The following is a 17135-nucleotide window of genomic DNA, read 5'->3' as shown; positions in this document are numbered from 1 at the left end:
AGTCTTGTTTATACAACATTCAATAACGGTTTGCTCTTCCATTATGAATGAAAATGGCTCAAAAGATGATGCTCAGTATCACTTAATGAAGGCGCTGTAAGCGAAAGAGCTTCCTGGTTTCCTTATCTTAAGTTGGAGCGTTTTCCGAATAGAAGAGCAATCATTTGTCTATATTGATTGGTGCTGGAGGTGTCTGTCATGGCTGACGGCGTAAAAGGAATTGGTAAGTTTTTTCGTGATGTAGTGCAGGAGATGAAGCGTGTTTCGTGGCCAACTCGTAAAGAGCTGACTCGCTATACGTTGGTTGTTCTCGGTACGGTTCTCTTTATCACTGTGTTTTTTGCGATTGTGGACTTCGGGATTTCAACGCTCGTTCGTGAATTGCTCGGGTAATGTTCCTGATTTCATCGCTTTAAAAGATGTCGTACGGATTGAACCGAAGAGGAGGGAAGGACAAAAACCGTCCTAATTTACCATGGAAAAAAATTGGTATGTTGTTCATACGTATTCAGGGTATGAAAACAAAGTAAAAACAAATTTAGAAAAACGCGTTGATTCAATGGAAATGACTGATAAAATCTTTCGCGTGCTCGTACCTGTGGAAGAAGAAACAGAAGTGAAAAATGGTAAGAGTAAGTCGGTCTCGCGGAAAGTGTTTCCGGGCTACGTTTTGGTCGAGATGGTTATGACCGATGACTCTTGGTATGTCGTGCGAAACACACCAGGTGTAACGGGGTTTGTCGGGTCTGCTGGTGCTGGATCGAAACCGACACCTTTGTTACCAGATGAAGTGGATGCCATTCTTCGTCAAATGGGTATGGAAGAGCGCAAAGCCGAAGTTGATTTTGAGTTGAAAGAATCAGTGAAAGTGAAAGAAGGTCCATTTGCAAACTTCATTGGTACAATTGAAGAGATTCAAGTGGACAAGCAAAAGCTAAAGGTTCATGTCAATATGTTTGGCCGTGAAACGCCAGTGGAGCTTGATTTCACACAGATTGAAAAGATTTAGCGGAAAGACCTTGCGCTCTCAATCTGAAAGTGATAAAATTTTTATGTTTGATAATGGTTTATTCTATTGAACCATCGGGTGCATGAGTGCATCCGTTTTTTGAGTGGGAGGGTGTAAACACCCGGATAACCACATCACGGACTAAGGAGGTGTGTCACGTGGCTAAAAAGGTAATTAAAATGGTTAAATTACAAATCCCTGCTGGTAAAGCGAATCCAGCACCACCAGTTGGTCCTGCACTAGGTCAAGCAGGTGTTAACATCATGGGGTTCTGTAAAGAATTTAACGCTCGTACTTCAGATCAAGCTGGTCTTATCATTCCGGTTGAAATTACGGTATTTGAAGACCGTTCGTTTACATTCATCACGAAAACTCCACCTGCTGCTGTTCTTCTTAAGAAAGCGGCTGGAATCGAGTCTGGTTCTGGTGAACCAAACCGTAACAAAGTTGCAACAGTCAAGCGTGATAAAGTACGCGAGATTGCTGAAACAAAAATGCCAGACCTAAACGCAGCGAATGTTGAAGCAGCGATGCGTATGGTAGAAGGTACTGCAAGAAGTATGGGTATCGTGATTGAAGACTAATTGCTAAGGTTTGACGGAAGGTTGCGATTGAGGAGAAATTCCTTGCCTGGATGCCAGGCTCGCAACCTTTACTAGTGGGAGGTATAACCGCTAAAACCACAAACGAGGAGGAAAAAAGCATGGCGAAACGTGGAAAGAAATACCAAGAAGCTGTGAAGCTAATTGATCGTGAACAAGCGTACCAAGCAGACGAGGCAATTGAGCTTGTGAAAAAAGCATCAACTGCTAAGTTTGATGAGACGGTTGAAGTGGCAGTTCGTTTAGGGGTTGACCCTAAGAAAGCTGACCAACAAATCCGTGGAGCGGTTGTTCTACCAAACGGAACAGGTAAAACACAACGTGTTCTTGTTTTTGCAAAGGGTGAAAAAGCAAAAGAGGCAGAAGCTGCAGGAGCAGATTATGTTGGTGACGAAGATTTAATCAATAAGATCAACCAAGGTTGGTTTGAGTTTGACGTCATCGTTGCAACGCCTGACATGATGGCTCAAGTTGGTAAGCTTGGTCGTGTGCTTGGACCAAAAGGTCTTATGCCAAACCCCAAAACAGGTACTGTTACGTTTGAAGTTGAAAAAGCAGTAAATGAGATCAAAGCTGGTAAAGTTGAATACCGTGTCGACAAAGCTGGAAACATCCATGTTCCAATTGGGAAAGTATCTTTTGAAACAGCAAAGCTTGCTGAAAACTTCAGCACAATTATCGATACGCTTATCAAAGCGAAGCCTGCAGCTGCTAAAGGTACGTACTTGAAAAACGTTACCGTTTCATCTACGATGGGACCTGGTGTAAAAGTAAGTACTGTTGGATTAGTAAAGTAGGAGTTGACAATTAGTCACCCTTTTACGTATAATAGCTAAGGTGCAATTGCGCACCCAACTAAAGTTGAACATTCATACCGTAGACAGTAGGTGCGGATAACGCTTAATTTCCTACCGAGGTAAGCAATAGATGTTGTCTTTTGACTGACTTCTTATGCCCTCATGTCTACATGGGGGCTTTTTTGATAGCTTCTAAAAGCGGTATGGAACCAAACCACGGGAGGTGTAAAGATGAGCGTATTAGAACAGAAAAAACAAGTTGTATCAGAAATCGCAGCAAAATTACGTGATAGCAAATCGACAGTTGTCGTTGATTATCGTGGATTGAATGTTGCTGAAGTGACAGAACTTCGTAAACAGCTTCGTGAAGCTGGTGTTGAGTTCAAGGTATACAAAAATACACTTACTCGTCGCGCGACGGCTGAAGCTGAATTAACAGATTTGGACGCAAACCTTGTAGGGCCTACTGCTATCGCATTTAGTGCAGATGATGTGATTGCTCCTGCTAAGGTGCTTAACGAATTTGCTAAGAAGCACGAAGCTCTTGAAATCAAGGCTGGTGTGATTGAAGGACAAGTTGCAACAGTTGCAGAAATTAAGGCGCTTGCTGAGCTACCGTCTCGCGAAGGTCTACTTTCTATGCTTGCCAACGTACTTCAAGCGCCAATGCGTGGTTTCGCATTGGTTACAAAAGCAGTTGCCGATCAAAAAGAAGAGCAAGGCGCATAAGCTAACAGCTTTGGCAGTTAGTTAAAACAAATGAAAACGAAAATAGGGAGGATTTACAATGACTAAAGAACAAATCATTGAAGCGGTTAAAGAAATGACAGTTTTAGAACTTAACGATCTTGTAAAAGCAATCGAAGAAGAATTTGGTGTTACTGCTGCTGCTCCTGTAGCTGTAGCTGCTGCTGGTGGAGACGCTGGTGGTGCTGAGCAATCTGAATTTGACGTTGTTCTTGAATCTGCTGGTGCATCTAAAATCAACGTAATCAAGGTTGTTCGTGAAATCACAGGTCTTGGTCTTAAGGAAGCAAAAGCACTTGTTGACGGTGCTCCAGCTCCAATCAAAGAAGGCTTAGCGAAAGAAGAAGCTGAAGAAGCTAAAGCGAAGCTTGAAGAAGCAGGCGCTTCTGTAACTTTAAAGTAATCTTTCGTTTAAATTAAGAAAGGCTCGCGTTTTTCGCGGGTCTTTTTTTCTACTTTATCTCTCTCGGTAAAAGATAAGAAAGATAACAAACTGGTTTCCGATATAAAAGGAGTGGCTGTCGATGAGTGAGCATTACTATACAAACAAGCCTACAACTGAAAGCAACGAAAGAACCTGGTCTTTCCCGTTAAATGGTGAAACGTTTCGGTTCACGTCCGATCGAGGGGTTTTTTCCAAACAGGAGGTAGACTTTGGTAGCCGTTTACTGATTGAAGCATTTCATTCTCCGGACGTAGAAGGAGACCTATTGGATGTAGGTTGTGGCTATGGCCCGATTGGTTTGGCGCTAGCAAAAAGAGAGGTTGACAGAACGGTACATATGATTGATGTGAACGAACGTGCTGTCGCGCTTTCGAAAAAAAATGCAGAACAAAATGGTATTTCCAATGTGAACATTTATTTGAGTTCGCTGTTTGAAAAGGTTTCACACCAAAACTTCGCTGCCGTGGTAACCAACCCGCCGATTCGAGCTGGAAAAAAAGTTGTTCACCAAATCTTTGAAGAGTCTTACGAGTATCTAGTTAATGGAGGGATGCTCTGGACCGTGATTCAAAAGAAGCAAGGAGCCCCTTCGGCGATAGGGAAACTGCACACGCTTTATCAGCAGGTGGATGTTGTTACGAAAAAAAAGGGATACTATATTATTTGTGCAAAAAAAATTGACTGAGCCTATACTTTGTGTTAATGTTATTTAATGCGTATGAATACCCTTTTCTTTAAAAATGGTTTTTTGAAAAAGTCAAGGGAATTTGTTTGTATAAAAAAGGTAAGTTTTGGTTATCCTACTATAATCGGGGGATTGAACGGGAAATCATGGTTTATTTCTGAGCCTTTTTTCTTTTTACCCAGTTGGTGATAGGATACCGCCTCGGCCATCTGCACGTTTACGACGTTTAAGCGGAAGAAGGTATAGGGAGCCTTTTTGTACGTCTAGTACGAACACATCGCTTTAAGCTAGTCGTTTTATGTAAGTGTTTCACTTTACGAAACGTTGGTAAAGTGAGCTAACGAGTGTTTTGGTTCGATAAAAAGCAATCGTACTTTTTCGAGGTAAAAGGGCTTCTAGAACAAAATGTGTGTAGAAGGCTTTTTATTATCGCTGAGAGCACGTATGCTTTTCTTTCATGTTTAAGCCCTTGCGTCGAACGGTTAAGAACGATGAGGATCTCGCCTCATTATTCTTTTTTAACCAACAAGTTCAGACGTTTGTGCTTTTCATATTACTATAACGCGAGATTTGAGGGGTGAATCAGTTGACAGGTCAACTAGTTCAGTATGGACGCCACCGCCAACGTAGAAGCTATGCACGAATCAATGAAGTGCTGGAACTTCCTAACTTGATTGAAATCCAAACAGCTTCTTATCAATGGTTTCTTGATGAGGGACTTCGGGAAATGTTCCAAGACATTTCACCTATTCAAGACTTCACAGGAAATTTAGTTTTAGAGTTTATCGATTACAGTCTTGGAGAGCCTAAGTACTCAGTAGATGAGTCGAAAGAACGAGATGTGACGTACGCTGCACCTTTACGTGTGAAAGTTCGCTTGATTAATAAAGAGACAGGCGAAGTGAAGGAGCAAGAAGTCTTCATGGGTGATTTCCCATTAATGACAGAAACAGGTACGTTTATTATCAATGGGGCTGAACGTGTCATCGTTTCTCAGCTCGTTCGTTCACCTAGTGTGTATTATAGCGAGAAGACTGATAAGAATGGTAAAAAAGGCTTCACAGCAACTGTTATTCCAAACCGTGGTGCGTGGTTAGAGCTTGAAACCGACGCAAAGGATATTGTCTATGTTCGTATTGACCGTACAAGAAAAATCCCAGTGACGGTTCTTTTGCGTGCCTTAGGGTTTGGTTCTGATCAAGAGATCATTGATTTGCTTGGTGAAGACGAATATCTACGTAATTCATTAGAAAAGGATAATACGGACAGCACGGAAAAAGCGCTGCTTGAGATTTATGAGCGTCTACGTCCTGGTGAGCCACCTACTGTAGATAATGCAAAGAGCTTACTTGATTCTCGCTTTTTTGACCCGAAGCGTTATGATTTAGCCAATGTGGGTCGCTATAAAATTAATAAAAAGCTTCACATTAAAAACCGTCTATTCAACCAACGTCTAGCGGAAACACTTGTTGATCCTGAAACTGGAGAAGTCATTGCAGAAGAAGGAACGGTGATTGATCGCCGGACGCTTGACCGTATTCTTCCATACCTTGAAAATAACGTTGGTTTTCGACGGGTTCGTGCATCTGGTGGCGTAGTAGAAGATGAAGAAATTTATCTACAATCGATTAAAATTTACCCACCTGATGAGCAGGATGGAGAACAGCCGATTCGTATAATTGGGAATGGTCTTGTTGAAAAAGAAATCAAGAACATTACGCCAGCGGATATCATTTCCGCAATTAACTACTTCTTTAACCTTTTACATGGGGTCGGGGACACAGATGATATTGACCACTTAGGAAATCGTCGTCTTCGTTCAGTAGGTGAGTTGTTGCAAAACCAATTCCGTATTGGGTTATCTCGGATGGAGCGTGTTGTTCGTGAACGGATGTCAATCCAAGATCCGAACATGATCACACCGCAAGCGCTCATCAACATTCGTCCAGTCATTGCGTCGATTAAAGAGTTTTTCGGAAGTTCTCAGCTTTCTCAATTTATGGACCAAACGAATCCACTTGCTGAGTTGACCCACAAGCGTCGTCTTTCTGCCCTTGGACCAGGTGGCTTGACACGTGAGCGTGCAGGCTTTGAAGTTCGTGACGTTCACTATTCACACTATGGTCGTATGTGTCCGATTGAAACACCAGAGGGTCCGAACATTGGCTTGATTAACTCCCTTTCCTCTTATGCAAAGGTCAATGAATTTGGATTTATGGAGACGCCGTATCGTCGTGTTGATCCTGAAACAGGAAAAGTGACGTCTCAAATTGATTACCTTACAGCAGATGAGGAAGATAATTACGTTGTCGCCCAAGCGAATGCGAAATTAGCAGAAGACGGTTCATTTATCGAAGAAAATATTATTGCTCGTTTCCGTGGTGAGAATACCGTCGTTCCACGTAATCAAATTGATTATATGGACGTATCGCCTAAGCAAGTTGTTTCTGCGGCAACATCTTGTATTCCGTTCTTAGAGAACGATGACTCGAACCGTGCGCTTATGGGCGCGAACATGCAGCGTCAGGCCGTTCCGCTTCTTGTGCCTGAAGCACCGATTGTTGGTACGGGAATGGAGCACGTTTCTGCCAAGGATTCTGGAGCTGCAATTGTTGCGAAGTCACGAGGAATCGTTGAACGTGTTACGGCAAAAGAAATTTGGGTTCGCCGACTTGAAGAAGTTGACGGTAAGGAAGTAAAAGGTGATCTTGATAAATATCGTCTGCAAAAGTTTGTCCGTTCAAACCAAGGAACAAGCTACAACCAGCGTCCAATCGTTGCGGAAGGAGACGTTGTTGAAAAACGTGAAATTCTAGCTGACGGTCCTTCAATGGAAAAAGGGGAAATGGCCCTTGGTCGAAATGTCCTTGTTGCTTTCATGACATGGGAAGGTTACAACTATGAGGATGCGATCATTTTAAGTGAACGCCTTGTAAAAGATGACGTGTATACATCTGTTCATATTGAAGAGTATGAGTCAGAAGCTCGTGATACGAAGCTTGGACCAGAAGAAATCACACGTGACATTCCAAACGTTGGGGAAGATGCGTTAAGAAACTTAGATGAGCGTGGCATTATTCGTGTCGGTGCAGAAGTGAAGGATGGAGACATCCTTGTTGGAAAGGTTACGCCTAAGGGAGTAACGGAATTAACAGCAGAAGAACGCCTTCTACATGCTATCTTTGGTGAAAAAGCTCGTGAAGTTCGTGATACATCGCTTCGCGCTCCTCACGGTGGGGACGGAATTGTCCTTGATGTGAAAATCTTTAACCGTGAAGACGGCGATGAACTGCCACCAGGTGTGAATCAGCTTGTTCGTGTGTACATTGTGCAAAAGCGTAAGATTCACGAAGGTGATAAGATGGCCGGGCGTCATGGAAACAAAGGGGTTATTTCACGTATCCTACCGGAAGAGGATATGCCTTACTTGCCAGACGGGACGCCGGTTGATATTATGTTAAACCCTCTCGGTGTACCATCTCGGATGAATATCGGACAAGTGCTAGAGCTTCATCTTGGTATGGCTGCGCGTAAGCTTGGAATTCATGTTGCGTCTCCTGTATTTGATGGTGCTCGCGAAGAGGATGTATGGTCAACGCTTGAAGAAGCAGGCATGGCCCGTGACGGAAAGACGATTTTATATGATGGTCGAACAGGTGAACCGTTTGACAACCGTGTGTCGGTCGGTGTCATGTATATGATTAAGCTTGCCCACATGGTTGATGATAAGCTTCATGCTCGTTCTACGGGTCCTTATTCACTTGTTACCCAGCAGCCACTCGGCGGGAAAGCTCAGTTTGGTGGACAGCGTTTCGGAGAGATGGAAGTATGGGCACTTGAGGCTTATGGTGCAGCCTACACCCTACAGGAAATCTTAACGGTCAAATCGGATGATGTTGTTGGACGTGTAAAAACATATGAAGCGATCGTAAAGGGTGAAAATGTTCCTGAACCAGGTGTACCGGAATCCTTTAAGGTACTAATTAAAGAGCTTCAGTCACTTGGTATGGACGTTAAAATGTTGTCTAGCAATGAAGAGGAAATTGAAATGAAAGAGCTTGATGACGAAGATGAGCAGACGAGTGAAAAACTCAATTTGAACATTGAAACAAGCGAATCAAACGTTTAATAAAAATGTACTGACGAATCAAAGCTTTCAAAGTTACGACTTTGGAAGCTAGTTCGTCCTTTGCTGCTAATAGAGATGGACATCAAGTTTGCGTGTTGAAAAGGCATGGAAATCATAAGGGAGGTTGACCCCTTGATAGATGTAAATAACTTCGAATATATGAAAATTGGTCTCGCATCACCAAATAAGATCCGTTCGTGGTCTCGTGGAGAGGTGAAAAAGCCTGAAACGATTAACTACCGGACATTAAAGCCTGAAAAAGATGGGTTATTTTGTGAGCGAATTTTTGGACCACAAAAAGATTGGGAATGTCATTGTGGAAAGTATAAGCGTGTTCGTTATAAAGGCGTCGTTTGTGATCGTTGTGGCGTAGAAGTAACGCGTGCGAAAGTTCGCCGTGAACGTATGGGTCATATTGAACTTGCAGCGCCAGTATCACATATTTGGTATTTTAAAGGCATCCCTAGCCGCATGGGTCTTGTTTTGGATATGTCTCCACGTTCGCTTGAGGAAGTCATTTATTTTGCCTCTTACGTTGTAACAGATCCAGGTGATACGCCGCTTGAGAAGAAGCAGCTTTTATCTGAAAAGGAATACCGCTCATACTATGACAAGTATGGCCGCTCGTTCACTGCGCAGATGGGAGCAGAAGCGATTCGCAAGCTATTGATGGATATTGACCTTGAGAAGGAAGTTGACGCGCTGAAAGAAGAGCTGCTTACGGCGCAAGGACAGCGTCGCACACGTGCGATTAAGCGTCTTGAAGTTCTTGAAGCATTCCGCAACTCTGGTAACGAACCTTCATGGATGATTCTTGATGTGCTTCCAGTTATTCCGCCAGAGCTACGTCCGATGGTACAGCTTGACGGTGGTCGTTTTGCTACGTCTGACTTAAATGATTTGTACCGTCGTGTGATTAATCGTAACAACCGTTTGAAGCGTCTACTTGATCTTGGAGCGCCGAACATTATCGTTCAAAATGAAAAGCGTATGCTTCAGGAAGCGGTTGATGCATTGATTGACAACGGTCGTCGCGGTCGTCCTGTAACAGGACCAGGAAACCGGCCGTTAAAATCCCTCTCCCATATGTTAAAGGGGAAGCAAGGTCGCTTCCGTCAAAACCTACTTGGGAAGCGTGTTGATTACTCTGGTCGTTCTGTAATTGTTGTAGGACCAAACTTAAAAATGTACCAATGCGGATTGCCTAAAGAAATGGCGCTTGAGTTGTTCAAACCGTTTGTGATGAAAGAGCTTGTAAGTAAGGGCCTTGCCCACAATATTAAGAGTGCAAAACGTAAGGTTGAGCGTGTTCAGCCAGAAGTTTGGGACGTTCTTGAAGAAGTCATTAAAGAGCATCCTGTTCTATTAAACCGTGCTCCTACGCTTCACCGTCTTGGAATCCAAGCGTTCGAACCGACGCTTGTTGAAGGTCGTGCGATCAAGCTTCACCCACTCGTGTGTACAGCCTATAACGCTGACTTTGATGGTGACCAAATGGCTGTTCACGTACCTCTGTCTGCTGAAGCACAAGCGGAAGCACGTATTTTGATGCTTGCTGCTCAAAACATTTTGAACCCGAAAGACGGAAAGCCAGTTGTTACACCGTCCCAGGATATGGTTCTTGGGAACTACTATTTAACGATGGAACGAGAAGATGCAAAAGGCGAAGGTTCGATCTTTAAAGACACAAATGAAGCCCTCATCGCTTATCAGAATGGGTACGTACATCTTCATACTCGTGTCGCCATTCCGGTCGCTTCTCTAGGGAAATCAACCTTTAAAGAAGAGCAATATGATCAATTGCTTCTAACAACTGTTGGAAAGCTCATTTTTAATGAAATTTTGCCTGATTCATTCCCTTATGTGAATGAACCAACGGAAACAAACTTACAAATTGAAACACCACAAAAATATATGGTTCCAAGTACGACAAACGTAAAAGAGCTGTTTGCTGAGCGTGAGATCGTTCCGCCATTTAAAAAAGGCTTCCTTGGAAACATTATTGCTGAAGTGTTTAAGAAGTTTAAAATAACGGAAACATCAAAAATGCTTGACCGTATGAAAGACTTAGGCTTTAAGTTTTCGACTAAAGCAGGGATTACGGTTGGTGTAGCTGATATCGTCGTACTTGCTGAAAAGAAAGAGATTCTTGCTGATGCTGAAAACAAGGTTGAGCGAGTACTAAAGCAATTCCGCCGTGGTTTGATCACAGAGGAAGAGCGTTATGACCGCGTTATCTCGATTTGGAGTGAGGCGAAGGATGTCATTCAAGATAAGTTAATGGGCACATTAGATAAGCGCAACCCAATCTTTATGATGAGTGATTCTGGTGCCCGTGGTAACGCATCAAACTTTACACAGCTTGCTGGTATGCGTGGGTTGATGGCGAATCCATCTGGTCGAATTATTGAATTACCGATTAAATCAAGTTTCCGTGAGGGCTTAACGGTTCTCGAATACTTTATCTCGACACATGGTGCACGTAAAGGTCTTGCTGATACAGCCTTGAAGACGGCCGATTCAGGTTACCTAACACGCCGTCTTGTCGATGTTGCACAGGATGTTATCGTTCGATCTGACGATTGTGGAACAGATAGAGGTTTGGACGTTTCAGCAATCAAAGAAGGAAACGAAGTAATTGAGGATCTTTACGATCGTCTTGTTGGACGTGTTGCCTTCAAGACAGTGCGTCATCCTGAAACGGGTGATGTACTTGTGAAGAAAAATGAATTAATTCACGAAGACATTGCAAAAGAAATTGTAGACGCTGGTGTTGAGCAAGTTACGATTCGTTCTGTCTTTACGTGTGACACACGTCATGGTGTTTGTAAAAAATGTTACGGTCGTAATCTTGCAACAGGTAGCGATGTTGAAGTCGGCGAAGCAGTTGGGATTATCGCTGCTCAATCCATTGGTGAGCCTGGTACACAGTTAACGATGCGTACCTTCCATACTGGTGGGGTTGCTGGAGACGATATTACACAAGGTTTGCCACGTATCCAAGAGCTCTTTGAAGCGCGAAATCCAAAAGGGCAAGCAGTTATCTCTGAGATTGAAGGGGAAGTTACCCACATTAAAGAGACGGATAAGCGCGAGGTTACAATCCAAGGAGAAATGGAAACGAAAACCTACGCCATCCCATATGGCGCTCGTATTAAAGTGAAAATTGGAGATGTCGTTGATTCTGGTCAAAGCTTGACAGAAGGTTCGATTGATCCGAAAGAGCTTTTAAAAGTGCGTGGTGTTACAGGCGTCGAAGAATACTTGCTGCGTGAGGTTCAAAAAGTATACCGCATGCAAGGGGTTGAAATCGGCGATAAACACGTCGAAGTAATGGTTCGCCAAATGCTTCGTAAAATTCGTGTCATTGACGCTGGGGATACGGACGTTCTTCCTGGTTCTCTCATTGAAATTCAGCATTTTAACGATGAAAACCAAAAAGTATTACTTGCAGGCAAACGTCCGGCTACAGGTCGTCCAGTACTTCTTGGGATTACGAAAGCTTCTCTTGAAACGGATTCCTTCTTATCTGCTGCATCATTCCAAGAAACAACACGTGTTCTTACCGATGCCGCAATTAAAGGAAAACGTGATGAGCTTCTTGGCCTGAAGGAAAATGTCATTATCGGAAAACTAATTCCAGCAGGTACAGGGATGTCTCGCTACCGCAATTTAAACATTATCACTGAATACGATAAAGCCGAAGAAAATGCAGTGGATGAATCATTAGTAGAAGCAACCGTTACGCAAGAATAATTTTATTTGAGAAGTGGTTGACACGTAAAAAGCCGAGTGATATGATATCAAAGTGTGCCTGAGAAACCTGTAGCTTTTGGAGGATGAACGATGTCTTATGATAAAGTGTTACAGGCAAACGGCCTAGTAATAGGTATGAAACAAACGTTGAAGGCGCTAGAGCTCGGAGAGGTGTTTGAGGTCTTAATTGCGAAAGATGCGGATCCTCGCATTATCTACAAAGTAGAGACATTAGCAAAGGTCAAACAAATCCCCGTTGTTTACGTCGATTCGATGAAAAAGCTTGGTAAGGCTAGTGGAATTGACGTAGGTGCAGCCACTGTTGCTTTAAAAAAGTAAACCATGTTTTTGCCTTGCGGTGCCATCTGCCTGGCAAAAACTTTACTTTTGCACAAATATGAACCACCAGGATCGGTGGTCTTAATCTTTGCATAAGGAAGGGAGGAAACATCATGCCTACAATTAATCAGCTCATCCGTAAAGGACGTCAAGCGAAGATCAAAAAGTCTGATTCACCAGCACTTAATAAAGGCTACAACAGCTTCAAAAAAGTGCAGACAAACGTATCTTCACCACAAAAGCGTGGTGTATGTACACGTGTTGGAACTATGACACCAAAGAAGCCGAACTCAGCGCTTCGTAAATATGCTCGTGTACGTTTGACAAACGGAATTGAGGTTACTGCATACATCCCAGGTATTGGACATAACCTTCAAGAGCACAGTGTTGTGCTTATCCGTGGAGGGCGTGTAAAAGACTTACCAGGGGTACGTTACCACATCGTCCGTGGTGCACTTGACACTGCAGGTGTTCAAGATCGTATGCAAGGCCGTTCTAAATACGGAACAAAGAAACCAAAAGAGAAAAAATAATCTTTTGAGCTTTAATTAGTAAGTAAACTATCTATTTGCTGAAAGGAGGAAAAACTATGCCTCGTAAAGGACCGGTTGCTCGTCGTGATGTATTACCAGATCCTATTTATAAGTCAAAGCTTGTTACTCGTTTAATCAACCGTATTATGGTTGATGGAAAGCGTGGTATCGCGCAAAAGATTCTATATAATGCGTTTGAACTTGTGAAAGAGCGCAGTGGAAAAGATCCTATGGAAGTATTCGATCAAGCACTTAAGAACATCATGCCTGTTCTTGAAGTAAAAGCTCGTCGTGTTGGTGGTGCAAACTATCAAGTACCGATCGAAGTGAAGCCTGAGCGTCGTACGACATTAGGTCTTCGTTGGTTAGTAAACTATTCTCGTCTTCGTGGTGAAAAAACGATGGAAGAGCGTTTAGCTAACGAAATTCTTGATGCTGCTAACAATACAGGTGCATCTGTTAAGAAACGTGAAGATACACACAAAATGGCTGAAGCGAACAAAGCGTTTGCTCACTACCGTTGGTAAGATTCTATCTCTATTAAATACTTTGATTGAAAGAGGAAGGAGAAATAACCCATGGCTAGAGAATTCTCCTTAGAAAATACGCGTAATATCGGCATCATGGCTCACATCGATGCCGGTAAAACGACAACAACAGAGCGTATTCTTTTCTACACAGGTCGTATTCATAAGATTGGTGAAACTCACGAAGGAGCTTCCCAAATGGACTGGATGGAGCAGGAGCAAGAGCGTGGAATCACAATCACGTCTGCTGCAACAACAGCCCAATGGAAAGGCTATCGTGTAAACATCATCGATACTCCTGGACACGTAGATTTTACCGTAGAAGTAGAACGCTCTTTACGCGTATTAGACGGAGCTGTTGCGGTTCTTGATGCTCAATCTGGGGTTGAGCCGCAAACAGAAACAGTTTGGCGTCAAGCCACAACATATGGTGTACCTCGTATCGTGTTCGTTAACAAAATGGACAAAACAGGTGCTGACTTCTTGTACTCTGTAGGTACTCTTCACGACCGTCTTCAAGCAAATGCTCACCCGATTCAATTACCAATCGGTGCAGAGGATAACTTTGAAGGTATCATCGATTTGATCGATATGGTTGCTTACTTCTACGAAGATGACCTTGGAACTCGTACGGAAGCAAAAGAAATTCCTGATGAGTACAAGGAAAAGGCTCAAGAACTTCATGAAAAACTAGTTGAAGCTGCTGCTGAACTAGATGAAGAGCTTATGATGAAATACTTAGAAGGTGAAGAACTAACAAAGGAAGAGCTTAAAGCTGCTATCCGTAAAGGAACTTGTAACGTTGAGTTCTTTCCTGTTATTTGTGGTTCTGCATTCAAGAACAAAGGTGTTCAGCTTATGCTTGATGCTGTTCTTGATTACCTGCCTTCACCACTTGATGTACCTGCAATCAAGGGAGTTGTTCCTGATACTGAAGAAGAAGTAACACGTAAACCTGGTGATAATGAGCCATTTGCTGCTTTAGCATTTAAGGTTATGACAGACCCTTATGTTGGTAAGCTTACTTTCTTCCGTGTATACTCAGGTACGCTTGAATCAGGTTCTTATGTTAAAAACTCTACTAAAGACAAGCGTGAGCGTGTCGGACGTATCCTTCAAATGCATGCGAACTCCCGTGAGGAAGTTTCAACAGTTTACTCAGGTGACATCGCTGCTGCAGTTGGTTTAAAGGATACAACAACAGGGGATACACTTTGTGATGAAAAGAATCTTGTTATTCTTGAATCAATGGAATTCCCTGAACCAGTTATCTCTCTTTCTGTTGAGCCAAAATCTAAGGCTGACCAAGATAAGATGGGCATGGCTTTAGCGAAGCTTGCAGAGGAAGACCCAACATTCAAAACTCACACAGATGAAGAAACAGGACAAACGATCATCGCTGGTATGGGTGAGCTTCACCTAGACATCATCGTTGACCGTCTCAAGCGTGAATTCAAAGTTGAGGCAAATGTTGGTGCACCTCAAGTATCTTATCGTGAAACGATCCGTCAAACTGCTCAGGTTGAAGGTAAGTTCGTCCGTCAATCTGGTGGTCGTGGACAATTCGGTCACGTTTGGATTGAGTTTTCTCCAAATGAAGAAGGTGCTGGTTTCGAATTTGAAAATGCGATTGTCGGTGGTGTCGTTCCTCGTGAATACATCCCATCTGTACAAGCAGGTTTAGAAGAAGCGCTTGATAACGGCCTTTTAGCAGGGTATCCTGTAATTGACATTAAAGCAAAGCTTTATGATGGTTCTTACCATGATGTCGACTCTAGTGAAATGGCGTTTAAGATTGCTGCTTCAATGGCATTGAAAAATGCGAAATCAAAATGTAACCCTGTTCTTCTTGAGCCAATGATGAAAGTTGAAGTCGTTGTTCCTGAAGAATACATGGGTGACGTAATGGGTGATATCACGTCTCGTCGTGGTCGCGTTGAAGGCATGGAAGCTCGTGGAAACGCCCAAGTTGTTAGAGCGTTTGTTCCTCTTGCTGAAATGTTCGGATATGCAACATCCCTACGTTCTCGTACGCAAGGTCGTGGAACCTATTCTATGGTCTTTGATCACTACGAGGAAGTACCTAAGAGCATCTCTGAAGAAATTATTAAAAAGCAAACAGGTGCTTAATTTTAGCTAGAGATTGTTTCGATAGGTGATTTGTTGTAAGCTAAGAAAGGTGGTATTTGAAAAATGGGTACTCACCTTTCTTACCCATAAAATTTTAATTTTGTCTATTAAGGGAGGAAAAGATTCATGGCTAAGGAAAAATTTGACCGTTCCAAAACACATGCCAACATTGGTACAATTGGACACGTTGACCATGGTAAAACAACTTTAACAGCTGCTATCACAACTGTATTAGCTAAGCGTTCTGGTAAAGGTACTGCAATGGCGTATGACGCAATCGATGGTGCTCCGGAAGAGCGTGAGCGTGGTATCACAATCTCAACTGCACACGTTGAGTATGAAACTGAAAACCGTCACTATGCACACGTTGACTGCCCAGGCCATGCTGACTATGTTAAAAACATGATCACTGGTGCTGCTCAAATGGACGGTGGTATTCTTGTTGTATCTGCTGCTGATGGCCCAATGCCACAAACTCGTGAGCACATCCTTCTTTCTCGTCAAGTAGGTGTACCTTACCTTGTTGTATTCCTTAACAAGTGTGACATGGTAGACGACGAAGAACTACTTGAATTAGTAGAAATGGAAGTACGTGACCTTCTTTCAGAGTACGACTTCCCTGGTGATGACGTACCAGTAATCAAAGGTTCTGCTCTTAAAGCTCTTGAAGGAGATGCTGAGTGGGAAGAAAAAATCATCGAACTTATGAATGCTGTTGATGAGTATATCCCTACTCCAGAGCGTGATACTGAAAAGCCATTCATGATGCCAGTTGAGGATGTATTCTCTATCACTGGTCGTGGAACAGTTGCTACTGGTCGTGTTGAGCGTGGTCAACTTAACGTTGGTGATGTTATCGACATTATCGGTTTAACTGAAGAGCCAAAATCAACGACTGTAACAGGTGTGGAAATGTTCCGTAAGCTTCTTGATTATGCTGAAGCTGGTGACAACATCGGTGCACTTCTTCGTGGTGTAAGCCGTGAGGAAGTTCAACGTGGTCAAGTACTTGCTAAGCCGGGTACAATCACTCCACACACAAACTTCAAAGCTGAAGTTTACGTTTTATCAAAAGAAGAAGGCGGACGTCACACACCATTCTTCTCTAACTACCGTCCACAGTTCTATTTCCGTACAACTGACGTAACTGGAATTGTACAACTTCCAGAAGGTGTAGAGATGGTAATGCCTGGTGACAACATCGAGATGACAGTTGAACTTATCGCACCTATCGCTATCGAAGAAGGTACGAAGTTCTCTATCCGTGAGGGTGGACGTACTGTTGGTGCTGGTGTCGTTGCATCTATCCAAAAGTAATAAGCTAATATGTGAATCCCCTTGGCTGCTTGTAAGCTAAGGGGATTTTTGTTTGTAAAAAAGAAACCCCTAGGCCTAGCCTAGGGGTTCCGGGTCGTTTACAGCAAGGTATAAAAAAA

At 43.0% G+C, this 17135-nt stretch carries 14 protein-coding genes and 1 other annotated feature; all 14 genes read left to right on the top strand.

Annotated features, from left to right (window positions below):
- Positions 1-198: 198 nt before the first annotated feature.
- The 14 genes from secE (at position 199) to tuf (ending at position 17016) form a co-directional block, all read left to right on the top strand.
- Entirely contained in the window at positions 199-393 is a 195-nt protein-coding gene (gene secE, locus BLT_RS0120725) for a preprotein translocase subunit SecE (RefSeq protein ID WP_017729614.1), read from the top strand.
- An 82-nt stretch (positions 394-475) separates the two neighbouring features.
- A complete protein-coding gene (nusG, locus tag BLT_RS0120720) occupies positions 476-1009 on the top strand; it encodes a transcription termination/antitermination protein NusG (protein WP_017729613.1) in 534 nt (177 codons plus the stop codon).
- 158 nt (positions 1010-1167) lie between these two features.
- Positions 1168-1593, top strand: a complete 426-nt coding sequence (gene rplK / locus BLT_RS0120715) for a 50S ribosomal protein L11 (RefSeq protein WP_017729612.1) — start codon at positions 1168-1170, stop codon at positions 1591-1593.
- Between the two features lie 74 nt (positions 1594-1667).
- Positions 1668-2408: a 50S ribosomal protein L1 gene (rplA, locus tag BLT_RS0120710; protein WP_026105225.1), complete on the top strand. Its 741-nt coding sequence runs from the start codon at positions 1668-1670 to the stop codon at positions 2406-2408.
- Between the two features lie 59 nt (positions 2409-2467).
- Positions 2468-2601: a sequence feature (ribosomal protein L10 leader region), on the top strand.
- Positions 2602-2639: 38 nt separating this feature from the next.
- Complete coding sequence (gene rplJ, locus BLT_RS0120705) at positions 2640-3137, top strand: 50S ribosomal protein L10 (protein WP_017729610.1); 498 nt, start codon at positions 2640-2642, stop codon at positions 3135-3137.
- A gap of 58 nt (positions 3138-3195) precedes the next feature.
- A complete protein-coding gene (gene rplL / locus BLT_RS0120700) occupies positions 3196-3558 on the top strand; it encodes a 50S ribosomal protein L7/L12 (protein ID WP_017729609.1) in 363 nt (120 codons plus the stop codon).
- 121 nt (positions 3559-3679) lie between these two features.
- Positions 3680-4285, top strand: a complete 606-nt coding sequence (locus BLT_RS0120695; RefSeq protein ID WP_017729608.1) for a class I SAM-dependent methyltransferase — start codon at positions 3680-3682, stop codon at positions 4283-4285.
- Between the two features lie 586 nt (positions 4286-4871).
- The gene (rpoB, locus tag BLT_RS0120690; protein WP_017729607.1) at positions 4872-8414 is read left to right on the top strand and encodes a DNA-directed RNA polymerase subunit beta; all 3543 of its coding nucleotides are present in this window, start codon (positions 4872-4874) and stop codon (positions 8412-8414) included.
- Positions 8415-8546: 132 nt separating this feature from the next.
- The gene (rpoC, locus tag BLT_RS0120685) at positions 8547-12170 is read left to right on the top strand and encodes a DNA-directed RNA polymerase subunit beta' (RefSeq protein ID WP_017729606.1); all 3624 of its coding nucleotides are present in this window, start codon (positions 8547-8549) and stop codon (positions 12168-12170) included.
- A 90-nt stretch (positions 12171-12260) separates the two neighbouring features.
- Positions 12261-12509 (top strand): 50S ribosomal protein L7ae-like protein, encoded by a 249-nt coding sequence (locus tag BLT_RS0120680; RefSeq protein ID WP_017729605.1) that lies wholly within the window; start codon positions 12261-12263, stop codon positions 12507-12509.
- 113 nt (positions 12510-12622) lie between these two features.
- Positions 12623-13042: a 30S ribosomal protein S12 gene (rpsL, locus tag BLT_RS0120675; protein WP_017729604.1), complete on the top strand. Its 420-nt coding sequence runs from the start codon at positions 12623-12625 to the stop codon at positions 13040-13042.
- Between the two features lie 56 nt (positions 13043-13098).
- Complete coding sequence (gene rpsG / locus BLT_RS0120670) at positions 13099-13569, top strand: 30S ribosomal protein S7 (RefSeq protein ID WP_017729603.1); 471 nt, start codon at positions 13099-13101, stop codon at positions 13567-13569.
- A 51-nt stretch (positions 13570-13620) separates the two neighbouring features.
- Positions 13621-15699 carry an elongation factor G gene (gene fusA, locus BLT_RS0120665; RefSeq protein WP_017729602.1) on the top strand — a complete coding sequence of 693 codons (2079 nt, stop codon included), beginning with the start codon at positions 13621-13623 and terminating at the stop codon, positions 15697-15699.
- A gap of 126 nt (positions 15700-15825) precedes the next feature.
- Positions 15826-17016, top strand: a complete 1191-nt coding sequence (gene tuf, locus BLT_RS0120660) for an elongation factor Tu (protein WP_017729601.1) — start codon at positions 15826-15828, stop codon at positions 17014-17016.
- Positions 17017-17135 lie beyond the last annotated feature (119 nt).

It is taken from the genome of Halalkalibacterium ligniniphilum, from assembly GCF_000334155.1.
In the GTDB taxonomy this organism is placed as follows: domain Bacteria; phylum Bacillota; class Bacilli; order Bacillales; family Bacillaceae_D; genus Halalkalibacterium; species Halalkalibacterium ligniniphilum.
This window is presented reverse-complemented; position numbering and strand designations above follow the sequence as displayed.

What these genes read in the sequence shown, in the direction of transcription:
- rpsG (WP_017729603.1), top strand. Translation starts at nt 13,099, where the DNA reads ATGCCTCGTAAAGGACCGGTTGCTCGTCGTGATGTATTACCAGATCCT.
- rpsL (WP_017729604.1), top strand. Translation starts at nt 12,623, where the DNA reads ATGCCTACAATTAATCAGCTCATCCGTAAAGGACGTCAAGCGAAGATC.
- tuf (WP_017729601.1), top strand. Translation starts at nt 15,826, where the DNA reads ATGGCTAAGGAAAAATTTGACCGTTCCAAAACACATGCCAACATTGGT.
- nusG (WP_017729613.1), top strand. Translation starts at nt 476, where the DNA reads ATGGAAAAAAATTGGTATGTTGTTCATACGTATTCAGGGTATGAAAAC.
- rplJ (WP_017729610.1), top strand. Translation starts at nt 2,640, where the DNA reads ATGAGCGTATTAGAACAGAAAAAACAAGTTGTATCAGAAATCGCAGCA.
- secE (WP_017729614.1), top strand. Translation starts at nt 199, where the DNA reads ATGGCTGACGGCGTAAAAGGAATTGGTAAGTTTTTTCGTGATGTAGTG.
- fusA (WP_017729602.1), top strand. Translation starts at nt 13,621, where the DNA reads ATGGCTAGAGAATTCTCCTTAGAAAATACGCGTAATATCGGCATCATG.
- BLT_RS0120695 (WP_017729608.1), top strand. Translation starts at nt 3,680, where the DNA reads ATGAGTGAGCATTACTATACAAACAAGCCTACAACTGAAAGCAACGAA.
- BLT_RS0120680 (WP_017729605.1), top strand. Translation starts at nt 12,261, where the DNA reads ATGTCTTATGATAAAGTGTTACAGGCAAACGGCCTAGTAATAGGTATG.
- rplL (WP_017729609.1), top strand. Translation starts at nt 3,196, where the DNA reads ATGACTAAAGAACAAATCATTGAAGCGGTTAAAGAAATGACAGTTTTA.